The sequence below is a fragment of the Devosia sp. MC1541 genome, from assembly GCF_012847305.1.
In the GTDB taxonomy this organism is placed as follows: domain Bacteria; phylum Pseudomonadota; class Alphaproteobacteria; order Rhizobiales; family Devosiaceae; genus Devosia.
In genome coordinates this window covers 1-15,929 of record NZ_JABBDZ010000028.1, presented here as the reverse complement: position 1 = coordinate 15,929, position 15,929 = coordinate 1, and the positions used below count along the sequence as shown (strand labels likewise).

Here is a 15,929-nt window from a genome sequence, read left to right as displayed (position 1 = left end):
CCTGTTCATCTTGCGCGGTGTGCCGGGCCATGTTCGTTCCGACAATGGCCCGGAGTTCATCGCCAAGGCGGTGCGGGAGTGGATCGTGGCCGTCGGCGCCAGGACCGCGTTCATCGAGCCAGGAAGCCCCTGGGAGAACGGTTATTGCGAGAGCTTCAACTCCAAGCTTCGCGACGAACTGCTCAATGGTGAGATCTTTTACAGCCTCGCCGAGGCCAAGGTCATCATCGAGGCATGGCGGTGCTACTATAATACCGAGCGGCCGCACTCATCGCTCGGATATAAACCCCCGGCACCGCAGGCCATTATCTGGCCTGCGCCACCACGCGGATCGGCACCCCCATCTGCACAGGCAATAGCCCCAAAGCCGATCATGCATTAAGACTGAAACCGGACCACCCTATGGGGTCAGGCCACATCTAAGCAACGGCCTCCCAGGGACTTGTCTTTTGTCACGTCTCTTGGTGGGCACACCAGGCCGCACAGATATTTGACGCATTTGCGAGCATTTTTCTGGTTGTCACTGGCTTCAATCCTTCTACAGGTCCTCGCCTATTTGCTGTCGGTGTACCCGTTTAACCTTATTTCAGCCGAGTCATTCTTCATTGCCGTCGTTGCTCTGGGCGCACCCGTTATCATTAATGCCATGGTACTAGCTGCATTCCGCCGGCATGACTCACCGATCATTTCAGCCCTCGTGGTGTTTGGTGCCCTGTTTTGCGCCATGGTCGCTGTGATATCGGCGAGCCGAACTCCGATCAGCTATCAGGCACTCTTGATCTGCGGGGGGATTGGGCTGTTTCTGGCCTGCGCCGCCAATTATCGTTTTCATACGTTGAGCGGGGAGAAGGTGCGGATCATGCCGTTTGACGGCGCGACCGATGTTATGGCCCGCATTCCGGGTGCCAAGCTTCTGACTCCCCAGGAGTTAGAAAGCTCGCCTACTGAGATCAACTTCGACGTTTTGTTGATCGACGAACATTCCTACAAGACCGCTGAGGGGGCTGAGTTCATCTCGCGCATGCATGTTCTGGGGGTTGATATACTGAGCTACGAGAGTTTTCTCGAACGCGTCATAGGCAGTGTCAACACAGAGAAATTTGAGCTGTTTCACATCGTCTATACGCCCAGCCAATTGCTGTATGCGAGAGTGAAGCGGTATCTGGATCTCGCCTTTGTGCTCGTTTTTTCGCCTTTCCTCATCTTGATCTCGGCTCTAACCGCGACATACATTTTTGTTCGGGATCCCGGCCCGGTATTGTTCGTCCAGATTAGGCGTGGCTACGGCAATCGACCGTTTCGCATGTATAAGTTCAGAACTATGTTCCAGGGCACGTCGGGTGGCACCACCTCCACTGGGGACCCTCGAATCATTCCGGGATGCGGTGCCCTGCGCAAGCTGCGCATCGACGAAATCCCGCAATGCTTTAATATCTTGATCGGTGACATGAGCCTGATCGGCCCTCGGCCCTCGGCGGAATATCTGGCCAAGAAGATCATCAAGATGGAGCCAAAATATGCATATAGGTGCGTTGTGCCACCAGGGATCACCGGATGGGCGCAGGTGAACTCTGGCCACGTCTCCGACATAGACGATGAACTGATCAAGCTGTCGCAAGACCTCTTTTACATTAAGCGACTTTCAATCGACACGGACCTGGTTATTCTCGCCAAGACCGTGAAAACTGTACTGTTTGGAACAGGCGCAAAATAGCGGGAAAACTTGGCCTGCTAACGGTCCATATTGTATTGTTAGTGTATAGTTTGATCTGACGGTAACCGACTGAATTCGTCCGCCTTTCGCCGATTGAAGGCTAGAAGAAGTAGTCGAACCCGGCAGTCATCTTGATCACCGGCGGCCGGGCCAGGAGTAGTGCGGCTTTGATCCTGCGATTTTCACGCAGGGTGAGTTCCTCAGCCAGCAGTTCGGCGATGACAGTGATCCCGTCAATCTGGCCTGCTCGACGCAGCGTGCAGTCCAGCATTTCCAACGAGCGGGACATCTTCAGGCTGGATAGAAATTGGGGCAACGTCACAAGAATCCAGATTTAATTACTCAAAATTGACTGCCGCACGCGAGCGTCGATCAGCAGCAGCAACGGCGCCGCCAGCAAAAGCAACCAAGCCAGCAGCCCCAAGCCGCCGGCCATGGTGGCAAAATTGGCCCAATCGGCATGCAGATTATCGAGGGTGAAGGTTTCGGCCTGCTCGGGAAACAGCCGCTGGGCCGCGTCCATGACCTGTCCTAGCCCCACCCCGACCCAGGACGAGCTTTGCAACACGTCGAGCGCCGACGCATACAGCGCGGCACGGATATCATCGGTCCCGCCGGTGAAGCGGAAGATGTTCAATGCGCTGTCGAACAGGCCAACAATGCGCATGTTGCTGCTGCCATTGCCGATCAGAGCCACCGCGCCGCCGACGCCAATCGCCAGCGCCGCCAACACCGAGAAGCGGAACAGCTTCTCGCGCCACAGCCACAGCAGCAGCGTCAGCATACCAACAGCGGCAATGGCCGCAGCGCCGACCATCGGCCCTCGCGAGTCCGACAAGATGGTCGCCCCCAGCCCGAACACCGGGCCGAGCAGGAAACCATAGCGCCAGGGGGAGTTGCTCCCCACCACGCCGACCAGCGCCAGCCCGCCCGCCATGGCCGCAAGCGAGCCATAATGGATGGGGTTATTGCCCAGTCCCGGCCGATAGACGTCAAAGGCAAAATGTTCGTAGGCGCCGCCGACCAGCGCGATGGCCGCTGCCAACAAGCAGATCAGGGCAAAAATGGACGGCCCCGGCGCCCAGCGGGCCGGACCAGCCAACAGGCCGAGCGCCACCGTCGACAGCATCGGCAGGATCAGGATGGGGGCGAGCAGATCGTGCGCGCCGCGATAGACGAAGGGCACCGTGATGGCGACCAGGGCTATGGCGCCAATGATCGCCAGCGAGGTCGGGTGCAAAAACCCGCTGCGGTGGCGCCGGGCATAGAAAACCAGGGCCAGCAGCGCCGCAGCCAATGCGGTGTAAGCGCCGATATAGGCCGGGTAGCCGGGAGGAATTATCGTCGCGACGAGGGCAATACACAGTAAGACACTGGCGAAATTAACCGGCAAGAGATGACTCCAGGGAATGCCCGAACGCCTAACGCATGCCGGATGGTGACACAAGCTGACGCGTCAGGCGAGTGGTGTCGCGGGGTAAGGCGCGCCGCGCCGGTAGCTCACACTCAGATCGACTGCGGCAACTCCTTGCATCCTGTCTCAAACAGGAACCGGCCCTTAGCTGGCTCCCCGCTTAGGTCCGAGGAGGATCGCTAAAAAACCAATCCACAGGAGAAAGGCTTCGTGCGGCCTCCTTCTCAACTCCCTTGTTTCCGGGAGCAATTTCAGAAGGGCACCCCAGCTTGGCCTCCGAAGGAAATCTAACGCCGGATGCTCCAACCGCAAATTTTTTTGCATCGCCATAAGCTGGGTCATATACCAACCATCGGAAAAAACTGGAAACCTGCGATAGAGCGCGCCCAATCCAATCGACGCCCCCAGTACATTGCTGGCATGCTGCCGATACAGAAGTGACGCATACTCGTCGATAAACCAGGCCTGCCCCGTACTCCGCATCAGGCAATATATAAACCAGTCATGCATGCGAATATTATTCAGGGCACCATGAGGCAGGCTCTTGATAAATTGCCTAATATACACAGCGGAACTTTGCGGAAATACGAATGTATTTCCGGGTCCGGCTGATTCAAACAGATGGTCGAACTTGCGCTGCGGCTTAGATTTTCTGATATATTTGGTTCGTCCGTCCGGGAAGAAAGCCATTACATCAGAAGAATATGCGGCATACTTCCCGCCCGACAATACCGCAACAGCTTTTGCCAATTTTTCTGGCTTCCAGATATCGTCCTGATCACAGAACGATACATAGTCAAATTCATCCCAGCCGGCATCTTCTAGCAGTCGTAAGAAATTCTTTCCAGCCGAGCCAAAATGGCGTTGTGGAAGGACAGTGATATGGCCGGAGTATTTGTCGTTCAAAATTTCGAGCGTGCGGTCTGTCGATGCATCATCACTGACAAATATATGAACCCGAACCCCGGCTGATCCAAGTATGCTGTCGACTTGTTCCTCAACCCATTCACTTCCGTTATGGGTTGCCAGTAAAACAGCGACAGCGGGATCTTTGGGCATGCATGCTCCGGGCATTGTCGGGTGGTTCGTCGTGGCCGCTTACTACGGCGGCCCGGCTGCTTTTGCAGCGGTCTAGTAGAGCTATGCTAGTGGGTCAAGCCGGCATACACTGGCCGCCACTGTCAAACGGGCCACGCCATATTTTGTTGCCGTGCAAACTGAGCCAGGCACCCTGAGCCAACGCGTTACTAATTGAGGCAATTAGGCGATGGCTTGATATGAGCTGACTACCAACCGTTTGAAGCTGTCACCACCACTAGGCGCACCGGAGCGCTGATCGTTGAGCAATTGCAGAATTGGCCCGGCGCGACAAACTCCGCCTACCTGAATAAGCAATGAGTACCACAACCCTGCGCAGGAAGGCTCCGCTGGTACCAGCCTAGCCACGCAGTAAGGCACGTGCACATCAACTTCAATATTTAAGGACTCCGACCAGATGGAGCAGGCGCGCCATCGGCCTGAGCGCACTGCGCCATCGTGTGGCCATTGCCATTATTCGGTTTTTGATTGGCAGTAGAGCGAGAACCTCTTTGGCATCAACTAATTGAGCCAAGCCACAGCGGTCGGCGCAAACGAACGCCTGCTTCAACTCATCTGTAGTCCGAAGCCTCGCTGCTCCAAGGAACAGCAAATAGGTAAAAATGCGAACCACATGAGCGTCAAAATGCTTTGCCGTTACGGGGTCGCTCAGCTCCAAAGCAAAGGCCGTACGCTCGAGCGCAACCATTTTCTCGGTCTCAAGGAAGTTGGTAAGGCTCATGGCTCGGGAGGTACTGCCCGGTCGCAAAAATATGTTGTAGAGGATGTCGGGAATAAGCACGGTCTTCCGCGCCGCCCGGGCAACCAGGCAGGCAAAAAAGATATCCTCGTTCGCCCGCAGGGCCGGAAAGCTCAGGCCATTTTCGATAAGGAATTTGCGTCGGAACGCTTTGGTACAGGGCGAACTCAGTATCTCGTTCACCACCAATGCATTGAGAAAAATGCTCTTACCGGTCATTTCCGTCGTAGCCTGCGGTCCCAAACGATGGACCTCCTGCCCTGAGTCGGACTTGAACGCGCAGCCAAAATTGACGAATTCGACGACGGGATCAGCGAATGCCACGTGTACCGTCTGGCAATATAGCGGATCGATCCAGTCGTCGCTGTCAACGAAGCAGACGAACTCGCCGCGTGCTGTTGCCACGCCAACATTTCGCGCGACGCCTTGGCCCTCATTTTTCTTCGTCAGCGCCGTGACAAAGGGATATTTCTCGGAGTATTCCCGGCACACGGCATAGGATGCGTCCGTGGATCCGTCATCCACCAGAATAATTTCGATGGAAAAGGCAGTTTGCGCTAGAATGCTCTCGACGCATTTGGGCAGCAGCGCCGATGTATTGTAAACCGGAACAATAAACGAGAACACCGGCTTCTGGGATATGCGAGAAGAGAGCAACCCTAAACCTCCCAGAAAAAATGAAAGGGCGCGAAGGGCGAGGTGATGGCCGCGTTAGCAATGGCCGAGAAATTGCGCAACCGAAACACACAGGCCAGCAGTGCGAACAGGGCCAGTGGCCAGAATGTTTTCGGCTCCAGTGGACTGCCGCTCCGTTTAGTCGCGGCCGCTACGTAGAGATAGATCAGCAAGATCGTGTTGATCTGAAATCGAATCCCCGCGTAGGTGAATTGAATCAGCAGCAAAAAAAAGAATACAAGTGTGAATAGAAATATAATTTGAAACAAGTTCTCTCTTCGAAACTTTTTATCCAAAGCAACTGCAGTCAAGGCAATACAGGCAAGCAAAAACGGGGCTAGCCCGGCAGTTTCAGATTCAATCTGAATTTCAGAATACGCGAGAAACTTATTATTGATATAATCATACAGGAAAAAATAAGCGACCGCCGCAAGGACCGCAATCACGAGCGACGTGCGCACCCTGGCTTCGAGCAGAAACCACGTTCCGGCTGTTAGCAGGACGCTGGAGATATGAATCTGCGATGCAATAGCTGCCAGCACAATGAACAGCAGCCGGTTTCCTCGGACGAGGAACACGATCGACCAGATGGAAAAGCCCGTTGCAAGACCCATCCGCGCCGCGTTCATCGTGAGATCCAGATATAAATAGGACGCCACGAGAGTGGAAAACAATACGGGTTGTTGTTCGAGCTTGATCGCGCCAGACAACATGAGCAACGTTGCTGCCCCGGCAATAACCAGCAACACCGTGTGGGCGTCGCCAAAAATCCTCATCATGACATAGACAATCACGCTGAAGAGCGGCTCGAACAGAAACTGAACCTGGCTGCTGCCACCAATGATGTCGAACAGATCGATGTAGAAGGCGGTATCGGTTCCAATCATGCCCCGAAAGCAGGCCAGCAAGATCATCGGCAGCATCATCGCTGGCAGGACGACCCGGAGCGACTGGGTATGCCCGCCCTGGACCAGAACCAGTAAGTACCAGGCGAATGCGCCGTAATAATAAATCATCCGATCTCCAGCGCAGCCGCCAGCTTCTGGCGGGCTTCGCCGCTGGTGTATTCAACCGATGCCCCGATCCCCGCCGCGCTGTCCGGCAGGTCCCCTATGATTGTGCTGCGGGAAGGCCGGAGCCGCAACCCAGCCCGCTGCCACAGTTTGGCGCCAATCCATCCAGCCTCATGAATAAGGCCCGTTGCCATGGCGCCGACGAGCTTCGCTGTGCCGAATTTCTGCTGGTAATGCCGGATTGCGACCAAGGTTTCGGCCCGATAGCTGCGGTGCCAGAGCAGACATTTCACATAGAGACGGCCATACCCAGCGTAGCGAGACAGTTCGGGAACGGCGGGCGCGGCCCGCATCAGTGAATAGGACCAGACAGTTGGCACTGAGTAGAACTCGGGGATCAAGTCGTCCCAGACCAGGTCGCGGAACGCACCGATATGGGCATTCTCGCGCAACTTGCCGACATGGCCGCCCGAGGCGCTCTGACCGGCAGTGCTGGCCTGGGAGGCGCCCGGCACGATGGCGGGATAGTCAATCTGGTAAACGAGCTTGGCTTCAGAAGAGATCAGCGCGGCCGAATAAATGTCGGGGCTAACGCCACCGAACAGGGCGCCATGACGCGCCACGGCCCGTTGTATCAAGGCGTTCGAGACCACCCCGGCATAGGCGCGCGGCATCTCTCCGACGCCGGTGCCAAGTTGCTGCGCGGCGGTCCGCATGGCCCTGGCCGCATCGACCCGCCTGACCTGGCCCGAAAACACCGAGATGTGCAGGCTTCCGCTGTAGTATTCCCCGCGGGTTTTATGCTGGAAATCGGGCCAGTAATACTGCACGGGGAAGGTCATCTTGACCGCATCGACTGAACGCTCTTTGGCCCAGGCCGCAATATCGACCAAGTCCGGCAGCACGAAATCGTCATCACCGATAAAGCACAGATAGTCCCCCGTGGCATGGCCAAGGGCGAAATTGAAATGCTCGACCACATTCATGCTCCGCCCCGGCCGCACGAAGGTCAGCCGGGGGTTTTGGCGATCGTCCCCCAAGGCATGAGAGATTTGATCTTCGGCGCTGGTGTCCGAAACCACAATCTCGGCAGTGTCCGGCAGACCATGCAGCAATGCGCGGACGGTCTGAACGGCATATTGCGCCCGCTCATGCGTGGGGATGATGATCGAGAGCAGAGGCATCAGTGGCGTTCCAGTTCCTGCCGGACATAGGGCAGCGTCATCAGCAGGTCGATCGTTTCGTCGATCGACAGGCGCTGGGTGTTCCCCGAGGTGTAGTCATCAACGTAGTTCGCCTGCGGTTGGCCTTCAGTGATGTAGGCCTCGTAGTTGAGGCTGCGGTTGTCGGCCGGAACACGCCAGTAGCGCCCCATGTCGTCAGCTTTGACCATTTCGTCGCGGGCGACCAGCGTTTCATGGAGCTTCTCGCCATGCCGCGTGCCAATGACCTGCGTGGGCACATCGCTGCGAAATAGCTTCTTGAGGGCTGCCGCCAAATCGCCAACCGTGCAGGCCGGGGCCTTCTGCACAAAAATGTCGCCCTGCTGGCCGTTTTCGAACGCGTGCAGCACCAAATCGACCGATTCCTCCAGCGACATCATAAAGCGCGTCATATTCGGGTCGGTGATCCCGATCGGCTCACCGGCTTTGATGCGCGAAATGAAGAGCGGAATGACCGAGCCACGCGACGCCATGACGTTGCCATAGCGGGTGGCGCACAGGACGGTACCATCGGCCGGCAGGGTGCGGGCGCGGGCGATCAGCAGCTTTTCGGCCATGGCCTTGGAAATGCCCATGGCATTGATGGGGTAGACCGCTTTGTCGGTGCTGAGCAGAACGACCTTGCCGACCTTGTTGTCGATCGCGGCCCGCAGCATGTTCTCGGTGCCCTCGATGTTTGTCTTCACCGCTTCCATCGGGAAGAATTCGCAGGACGGCACCTGTTTCAGGGCCGCCGCGTGAAAGACAAAATCGACGCCACGCATGGCTTCACTGAGTGAATCGAAATTGCGGACGTCGCCGATATGAAAGCGCACTTTTGGATTGCGCAGCTCGACGCGCATATCCTCTTGCTTCTTCTCGTCGCGGCTGAAGATGAGGATTTCCCGAACATCACTGTTCAGAAACCGGTTCAAGACCGTATTCCCGAATGAGCCTGTCCCGCCTGTAATCATCAGGACTTTATCTTTCAGCATGACCAATATGCCTTCTTCCTTGTTGGCTCAAAATAAGACCGCAGCAATACCGATCACCACCGCCGCGCAGGCGATAATTACTGTCGCCAATGTCCCGATTTGCCCCGCGATACGGTAGCCATCCTGACGATCGAGATAATACCAGCGCAACCAGGACAGTATTGTGGAACTGGCGTGATAAACTGCATAGACCCAGCAAATCGCCGCAATATTGCCCTGATACGCCATGAGTGCGGTCATTGCCAAGGTCAGAACGGTCGTGGTTCCCGACATCCGAGCCTGAAAGCCGTAGTCCCCCCGACCAAGTAGCGCAATGTAGGGGATGAAGCCGAAGGCGCCGATACAGACGCCGGGCAGCAGGATAGCAGTATAGCCAGCGACCAAAGTCGCATTGGGCGAGCCGACAAGCCACAATTCGATGATCGGACCGCGCAGCAACCAGAGAATTGCAGTGGGAAGAATTGTGACCAGGGTGAGCGCGCACAGCATGCGGCGCAGTTGCTGTACAGCTTCGGCCTCCGATCGGGAGGCGATGGCCCGCAAGGCTGCCGGTTGGAAATAGCTGGCGACAGGGCCTGCCAGACTCGAGATGGGAACTAGACAGAGCGTCGTCGCCAGATAAAAGGGCGCCATCGCCAAGGGGCTACTGAACGCTGAAATGATCAGTTTGTCGCCCTGCAAAACCAGCGCACCGGCAATGCCGAACACGGCCAGTGAACGGGCGCGCCAGAGCAGAGCGGTGACGGCGGGAAGGCCAGGCGGTCTGATTGCCCTGGAGGAAATCCCGCGCTCCAGCACGTATCCGCAGCGAAACCTGGTGACGACATACTGCAGCAGTGAACAGCCAGCTTGGACCGCCAGGAAGACCTCCAGCCGCGGCGCAATGACAAGCAGGGCGACAAATGACAAGATGCCGCGCAGCATGGTGCCGGTGACCAGAATGCCGGCGGCCACCGCGAAATCGCGCCGGGCGATCAGGGCAGAATATCCTATGTTTTGCAGGGTCAGCAGCAAGAACGTCAGCATGGCCAGCGCGGTGCTGCCCAGGTTGAATGGCAACAGGTTGAGCGCAGCCAGGACCAATGCCCCCAGCAAAAATGGGATATAAGCTGCAGAAAGCGCCAGTTCAGCCGTGCGCCAGGTGCGCAGCGCCCGACCACTGGCGGTCTCGGCGATCGCCACATCGCGTCCGACAATAAGGCTCAGTCCCAGGTCAAAGACCAGCAGCAACGCCTGCACCGTCAGAAACAGGGCAACCAGCCCAAATTCTTCCGGGCTCATCAGGCGCTGCAGCTGCGGCAAAATCAGCAGATTGACGACAACAGCGCCGGACTTGCTGAAATACATCATGCCGAGATCGACAAGCCGCCACAGGCGGGAGCGCGGGCCACGTATCGGTGTTGCTGGGGAACTCGTCATACCGTGCCCGCCGGACGTGCCAGGCCCGTCAGCGTGAAGCCGATGAAAGGGCGCCAGTCATGCGATCGAGTTCATCCTCCCCGACCCACCAGCCGCAGGGCAAGGCCAGCACCTGCTCCATCATGCGGCTGGTTCCGGGCAGATCACGCTGGACCGCCCGAAAGCCACTATAGACATCATTGCGCTGATGCAGCTGCGTGGTGCGGATTCCCTTGTCCAGCAGATGCTGTCGCAGCCCGTCACGATCCTGGGCCAGCAGCAGAAAGACCCAGTAGGAGGGCAGAGCTCCTGCCAGCGGACGGACGGGGCGAAAGCTCGTAGCGCCAGCGGCGGCCTCGTGCAGCCGGTCGGCGATGCGGCGAACCTGCGTCAGCCGCGCGGGGGCGGTGGTGGCTGTCGCCAGCCCGACGGCGGCATGCAATTGACTGAGACTACCAGCCCAGCCAATTTCGGAAACGTCGGAGGCAGGATCGATCTCGCCACGGGTATCGCGGAAGGTTTTGCTGTTGACCCCATAGCGCCGCAGCCGGCGGGCTCGTGCCGCCACGGCGCCATCAGGGCAGACCAAAACGGCGCCCTCGAGAGCGTTGACCAGCCGGTTGGGGTAGAACGAGCAGACGGCAAAATCACCGGTGCTGCCCGCCGGACGCCGATGAGCATCCTGGGCGCCGAGTGCGGCGTTGCAATCTTCGATAAGCACAATGTCATGCGCTCGGCAAAACTCAGCGATTTGCTCGATCGGCGCGAGATAGCCGGCGACATGATAGACCATCAACGCCCGCGTATGCGGGGTCAGCGCCCGAGTCAGATCGTCCAGCGACATGGTTGCGGTTTCGGGGTCGAGGTCAACCCAGATGACATTAGCCCCCACCCGCGCCGCCGCCGAATTCGATGACATGCAAGAAAAGGCCAACGTCATGACGTCGTCGCCCGGCCGCACGCCGGCCAAGTGCAGCGCCATTACCAAAGCCGTCGTCATGTCACTGATGGCAACGACATGGGCCGGCTCGCGGCCAACCATGGCACCGACCACCGCCTCGAAATCCTGCACCAACGGCCCCGCAGCGATCTGGCCCGACGCCATGACAGCGCCGGCCGCCGCCTGCGCTTCGGCGGGCAAGGCGCCATAAAATGGCTGGATAGACGAATGGGGTGCCATAATCTTAGCCTTTTGCGATAGCGTCGATGATCCGCTCGCGATCAGCGACGCTAACCCACGAGCCACAAGGGATGTGAACCAAGCGACGGTAGAACGTGTCGAGCCCCGGCAGGTCACCGGCAAAGGGCCGAAACACGCTGTGATAATGGTTCGGCCGATGCAGCTTAGAGGCCATGACGTCGATCTCGGCCAAGCGCCGGATGACGTCGTCAGAATCGTCGGCCAGCAGGGTGTAAAGCCAGTAGCTCGGCGCACTTTTCGCAGGAACCACCGCGGGGGCAACCCCGCTAACAGTCGCAAGCGCCTGATCGTAGGCCCGACCATTCGCAATGTGGGATTTGATCAGCGCATCAATCCCGGCCAATTGTTGCAGGCCGATCACCGCTGCCACATTGGTCATATTGTACTTGTAACCGGGCGTGGTGATGTCGACCTCGGTGCGTGGAACGCCTTTTGCCATGCCGAACCAGCGCAGTTTGCGGGCCAGCGGCAGCAGGTCACCGTCGGCCAGCGTCAGCATGCCACCATCGACCGTGGTCATGTGCTTGATCGCCTGGAACGAATGGATGGCGAAATCGCCGAAACTACCCACCGGACGGTTCTGCCATTGCGCTCCCAGCGCATGGGCGCAGTCCTCGATCAGGCCGATATCATGCTGCTCAGCGATCTGGCGTAGCGCATCGATTTCTGCCGGATAACCTGCATAATGCACCACGCAGATGGCGCGCGTCCGGGTCGTGATCCGCGCGACGACGTCAGCCGGATCGAGGTTTCCCGTCAGCGGATCCACATCGGTAAACACCGGCGTCGCGCCAGTTTGCAGGATGGTGGTGTTGGTGGGTTCCGCCGTCATCGAGGTGGTAATGATTTCAGTTCCAGGCGCCGCGCCCGCCAGCAGCAGGGCTACATGCAGTGCGCCGGTGCCGCTGCTGGTTGCGGCGGCATGCTTGAGGCCAAAATGGCGGGCAAATTCGTTCTCGAAACGATAGACATGTTCGCCCTCGGCGATCATGCCACCGTAGAGCACGGCTTCCAAAGCGGGCATAAGCGCCTCGCGTGGCGGCATCGCAACTTTAACCAGTGGGATCATGATTTCCTTCGCGCTGTAGCCGCGCAATGCCTATGGGAAGATGAGGAGGGAAATGATGTCTATCTATACTACCGTGATGGTTGCCGGAAGTGCAGAAATGCGTCGCTCACGCCGCCGCATAGGTTGCGCGTTTCCGCGCCGCCACTGAAACCGACTTTAGATGCGGTCGAGCAGACGCAGCCTATAGGCGTCAACTTCCGGACGCTCTGGGCCGAGCGGGAGAACCATCCGCAACTGGATCGGCGCAAGGTCCACGCGCCATCTTGAGGCGACTAAGGTGGCGGGCAGCGTGTCGCCGGTCAAAGCATTCAGGCTCCAAACCGGGGGCATACAGGCATCAAGCAGACGAGCGACATCGGCGTCGCTGCCAGTCCACTCGGCGAGAACAGCCCCCGCGGCCGTCTCGAGGGTTGTCGCCGTTGCCCCGGCGCTGATCCACCTGGCTCCCGAGGACGCAAAGGCCGGCAGACCACGGGCGGAACCCCGCCCTGGCCAGACTTCACGTGACAGTTCCTTACCAAGTTCGGGCGCCAAATGCTGCGCCGTTACAGGTCCAAGCAGGGCGTTGTCCGCTCCCTTGAAGCCCACCTTCTCATAGACGGCCGGCTTGCCCGTCCAGAGCAGCAAGTCATTCATACCCCGGCGGCGCGCCTCCGCAATCGTAGGCTCAAGCAACATACTGGAATAGCCTTGTCCTCGTTCTTGGGGGGCAACCCAAACGAGCCCGATGGCACCTGCCTGCCTGAGGCTCATCGGGTCCTGAAGGTGGCGCAGAACTAAACCGGCAATCAGTCGCCCGTGTCGCCGCAGGCCAGTGTAAAAACCCGTCATATTGCGCAGCCATCCAAGATTGGTCTCGATGGATACTCCACGGTTGCGTGAGACAAAAAACTCCGTCCAGGCAGCACTGACGAAGTCATGCGGGCAAATCTCAGACGTTTCTACTTTTAGCAAACGGCAAGGTCCTTCGTCACAATGGGATGCCAGTGACAGCAATTATACTCACAAATATCCTCTCCGGATAATGGCTGGCTAGTTGGCGTCGGTCAAAAGCCAATCTGCCGTTGCAGCTAAACCGCTGGACGAGCGTTGCACCTGTGCGCTACTGTAGCCGCACATGGGTTCAACCGAGGCAACGCCGTTGACCGACGACCGACCGGAAATTTCCATTTTTGATGTGGCCGAGTGGCTTTGGTCGTTCCGCTGGCTGATGCTGGCATGCGCGGTGGCGGCGGTCATTTGGGCGGCGGTCGCATGGCAGATGAGCACTCGTGCCTCTGCCCCCGCCTATGAAATCAAGCTGCAGATCTTTTCCGGCGGCACGCCTGGACGTCCGCCCGGGGAAGTCGCTGACATCCTGGCGGCCGGGCTGAGCGATTCCGAACTCGTCTTAGTGTCCGCTCCGTCGGCCAATCCGGTCGTTTTTCGAACAGTTGATCGCCAGCGGGCTGATCGGGTCAGCGCTGAGGTGGCGACGTTGGCAGACGCCATAATCTCTGAAGCGCGCGCGCGCGAAAGCGAACTAGAGCGTCTTCTGCCGACCAACGAGAACGCTCTCCCACAGTACCTCAGTACGAAAGCCTTCGTCGACGGCGTCAATTCGGACCTCGTGCCGCTCATTGTCACGAACGTAGGTCCTGTTGCGGTTTCCATGCGATCCCCCACACAGGCAATCCTGATTCCGGTGCTGGCATGCGGCTGTCTTTTTCTGCTCATAGCTGGCGCGATTACCTTTGTTGGCGAGTGGTGGAAGTGGCGTACAGATCGATAGTTGTGGGCCCACAAGTGACCAGTCATCTTGAGAGTGACCTGATGGACGAGGGCAGCTATGTGCCAAATGAAACTCCAGAGTACCGCCACGACCAAGAAGGAGGTTCGAGCTGCAATGCAGCGAGACGACGGTTTCGCTCAAGGCTAGAGCATGGCGGGTTACATCAGCTCATGTCCGGTGCGCAGCTCGCCGCCGCTCGAAGATCGGCTGCAATCTGGTGGCATTGGGCGTTTCACTTCGATCTGGGCAATACGTTTGACTAACTCCAAAATTATTGTCGTGTGCCCTGCACTCGGCCTTATGGGTCGTTGAATTTTCGTGATCTTTATTTGTTTTGATCGCGTGGTGGCTACGCATGCCCGCGAGCACATTTTTCCACCCCACCGGGCCATCAAAGAATGGAGACGCGTTCTGAAAGATCAGGGAACGCTTTCAATCCTGATCCCCACTGGTCCTGGGCCCGCATGACGGCTGAGCCGCCATCTTGGGCCGCTGAAAAGCGTCCTTGCCCAAGGCCTGACCTATGACTGCATTCTGGCCAGAAAGCAGGTGAATGCATGTAATAGCCTGATTGCAATCTTCGTTCTTATTTTCCGGTCAGGGAGGAAGCTTGGTGGCCATTGCCTTTCATCGATATGAATCTGTTTTCGCGTTCCACATCAAAGTTAGCAAACCGGAAGGTACTGATCTATCTCGTCGCGATAGTTTGTGCCCTGGGCATAGCCGTTGGGCGGATTCTCTTCGAAATTAACTCCACCGGACTACTGGGCAGCGGAAGCATATTTCATTGAAGACACTGGCACCTTGACTTCTGCAGTCGGTTTCTATGACCTGACATGTTAGGGGCGGGTGCTACAGCGCGTGGAGCTTGACCGGGTCTACCCGCTTATGGCGCTCGCGTTTGTACTGGTGCCTGCCAGCAGCTTATTTTATCTTTGGCGAACGTTTTCAAATCCAGTACCTAATCGGGGTACTCATCGCCATCGGCATACTGGGCGCACGAGTGAGTAGCGTCATGCTCCGGTCAGCACCTTGGTACTGGCCCATTTACCGCTAGAAGTTGAAATTCCCCATGAAAAATCAGGTATCCACTTCCCTGATCATTGCTCTGACCATCATAGTACTGGCTGTGATCTGGTTCTGCTTCGCCCCAGGCTTCATGTCATATGACTCGATGGTGCAGTACAAGATGGCGCTGGACGAGCGCTATACTGATAGCCATCCTGGCCTGACCCCATAGGGTGGTCCGGTTTCAGTCTTAATGCATGATCGGCTTTGGGGCTATTGCCTGTGCAGATGGGGGTGCCGATCCGCGTGGTGGCGCAGGCCAGATAATGGCCTGCGGTGCCGGGGGTTTATATCCGAGCGATGAGTGCGGCCGCTCGGTATTATAGTAGCACCGCCATGCCTCGATGATGACCTTGGCCTCGGCGAGGCTGTAAAAGATCTCACCATTGAGCAGTTCGTCGCGAAGCTTGGAGTTGAAGCTCTCGCAATAACCGTTCTCCCAGGGGCTTCCTGGCTCGATGAACGCGGTCCTGGCGCCGACGGCCACGATCCACTCCCGCACCGCCTTGGCGATGAACTCCGGGCCATTGTCGGAACGAACATGGCCCGGCACACCGCGCAAGATGAACAGG

At 57.8% G+C, this 15,929-nt stretch carries 16 protein-coding genes; 4 read left to right on the top strand and 12 right to left on the bottom strand.

What is annotated here, in order from left to right:
- Together HKD40_RS17200 and HKD40_RS17195 are read left to right on the top strand one after the other, a co-directional pair.
- A partial coding sequence (locus HKD40_RS17200; RefSeq protein ID WP_169196989.1) for an integrase core domain-containing protein occupies positions 1-382 on the top strand: 382 nt, incomplete at its 5' end.
- Positions 383-490: 108 nt separating this feature from the next.
- Positions 491-1,714, top strand: coding sequence for a sugar transferase (locus tag HKD40_RS17195; protein ID WP_169197004.1), 1,224 nt, complete (start codon positions 491-493; stop codon positions 1,712-1,714).
- A gap of 100 nt (positions 1,715-1,814) precedes the next feature.
- Here HKD40_RS17195 and HKD40_RS17190 read toward each other — a convergent pair whose 3' ends face one another.
- From HKD40_RS17190 to HKD40_RS17140, 11 genes are all read right to left on the bottom strand, one after another.
- Positions 1,815-2,030, bottom strand: a complete 216-nt coding sequence (locus HKD40_RS17190; RefSeq protein WP_169197003.1) for a hypothetical protein — start codon at positions 2,028-2,030, stop codon at positions 1,815-1,817.
- Between the two features lie 18 nt (positions 2,031-2,048).
- Entirely contained in the window at positions 2,049-3,107 is a 1,059-nt protein-coding gene (locus HKD40_RS17185; RefSeq protein ID WP_169197002.1) for an O-antigen ligase family protein, read from the bottom strand.
- 165 nt (positions 3,108-3,272) lie between these two features.
- Complete coding sequence (locus HKD40_RS17180) at positions 3,273-4,187, bottom strand: glycosyltransferase (RefSeq protein ID WP_169197001.1); 915 nt, start codon at positions 4,185-4,187, stop codon at positions 3,273-3,275.
- Positions 4,188-4,599: 412 nt separating this feature from the next.
- Positions 4,600-5,622: a glycosyltransferase gene (locus HKD40_RS17175; RefSeq protein WP_169197000.1), complete on the bottom strand. Its 1,023-nt coding sequence runs from the start codon at positions 5,620-5,622 to the stop codon at positions 4,600-4,602.
- A 2-nt stretch (positions 5,623-5,624) separates the two neighbouring features.
- Positions 5,625-6,656 (bottom strand): EpsG family protein, encoded by a 1,032-nt coding sequence (locus tag HKD40_RS17170; protein ID WP_169196999.1) that lies wholly within the window; start codon positions 6,654-6,656, stop codon positions 5,625-5,627.
- Entirely contained in the window at positions 6,653-7,837 is a 1,185-nt protein-coding gene (locus HKD40_RS17165; protein WP_169196998.1) for a glycosyltransferase, read from the bottom strand. Before HKD40_RS17165 ends, HKD40_RS17170 begins: the two co-directional genes overlap by 4 nt.
- A complete protein-coding gene (locus HKD40_RS17160) occupies positions 7,837-8,850 on the bottom strand; it encodes a polysaccharide biosynthesis protein (protein ID WP_169196997.1) in 1,014 nt (337 codons plus the stop codon). Before HKD40_RS17160 ends, HKD40_RS17165 begins: the two co-directional genes overlap by 1 nt.
- Before the next feature lie 27 nt (positions 8,851-8,877).
- Positions 8,878-10,269: an oligosaccharide flippase family protein gene (locus HKD40_RS17155; protein ID WP_169196996.1), complete on the bottom strand. Its 1,392-nt coding sequence runs from the start codon at positions 10,267-10,269 to the stop codon at positions 8,878-8,880.
- A 28-nt stretch (positions 10,270-10,297) separates the two neighbouring features.
- Positions 10,298-11,428 (bottom strand): aminotransferase class V-fold PLP-dependent enzyme, encoded by a 1,131-nt coding sequence (locus tag HKD40_RS17150; RefSeq protein WP_169196995.1) that lies wholly within the window; start codon positions 11,426-11,428, stop codon positions 10,298-10,300.
- A gap of 4 nt (positions 11,429-11,432) precedes the next feature.
- Positions 11,433-12,518, bottom strand: coding sequence for a DegT/DnrJ/EryC1/StrS family aminotransferase (locus HKD40_RS17145; protein WP_169196994.1), 1,086 nt, complete (start codon positions 12,516-12,518; stop codon positions 11,433-11,435).
- A gap of 156 nt (positions 12,519-12,674) precedes the next feature.
- Complete coding sequence (locus HKD40_RS17140) at positions 12,675-13,472, bottom strand: GNAT family N-acetyltransferase (RefSeq protein ID WP_169196993.1); 798 nt, start codon at positions 13,470-13,472, stop codon at positions 12,675-12,677.
- Between the two features lie 187 nt (positions 13,473-13,659).
- Here HKD40_RS17140 and HKD40_RS17135 point away from each other — a divergent pair, with 187 nt between their 5' ends.
- Together HKD40_RS17135 and HKD40_RS17125 are read left to right on the top strand one after the other, a co-directional pair.
- Positions 13,660-14,289: a hypothetical protein gene (locus tag HKD40_RS17135; protein WP_169196992.1), complete on the top strand. Its 630-nt coding sequence runs from the start codon at positions 13,660-13,662 to the stop codon at positions 14,287-14,289.
- A 1,072-nt stretch (positions 14,290-15,361) separates the two neighbouring features.
- A complete protein-coding gene (locus HKD40_RS17125) occupies positions 15,362-15,529 on the top strand; it encodes a hypothetical protein (protein ID WP_169196990.1) in 168 nt (55 codons plus the stop codon).
- An 18-nt stretch (positions 15,530-15,547) separates the two neighbouring features.
- Here the strand turns inward: HKD40_RS17125 and HKD40_RS17120 are convergent.
- Positions 15,548-15,929, bottom strand: a 382-nt coding sequence (locus tag HKD40_RS17120; RefSeq protein ID WP_169196989.1) for an integrase core domain-containing protein, incomplete at its 5' end; no start/stop codon positions are given.

Excerpts from the sequence above, each read along its gene's own strand:
- HKD40_RS17180 (WP_169197001.1), bottom strand. The coding sequence starts at position 4,187 with ATGCCCAAAGATCCCGCTGTCGCTGTTTTACTGGCAACCCATAACGGA.
- HKD40_RS17170 (WP_169196999.1), bottom strand. The coding sequence starts at position 6,656 with ATGATTTATTATTACGGCGCATTCGCCTGGTACTTACTGGTTCTGGTC.
- HKD40_RS17165 (WP_169196998.1), bottom strand. The coding sequence starts at position 7,837 with ATGCCTCTGCTCTCGATCATCATCCCCACGCATGAGCGGGCGCAATAT.
- HKD40_RS17160 (WP_169196997.1), bottom strand. The coding sequence starts at position 8,850 with ATGCTGAAAGATAAAGTCCTGATGATTACAGGCGGGACAGGCTCATTC.
- HKD40_RS17155 (WP_169196996.1), bottom strand. The coding sequence starts at position 10,269 with ATGACGAGTTCCCCAGCAACACCGATACGTGGCCCGCGCTCCCGCCTG.
- HKD40_RS17150 (WP_169196995.1), bottom strand. The coding sequence starts at position 11,428 with ATGGCACCCCATTCGTCTATCCAGCCATTTTATGGCGCCTTGCCCGCC.
- HKD40_RS17145 (WP_169196994.1), bottom strand. The coding sequence starts at position 12,518 with ATGATCCCACTGGTTAAAGTTGCGATGCCGCCACGCGAGGCGCTTATG.
- HKD40_RS17125 (WP_169196990.1), top strand. The coding sequence starts at position 15,362 with ATGAAAAATCAGGTATCCACTTCCCTGATCATTGCTCTGACCATCATA.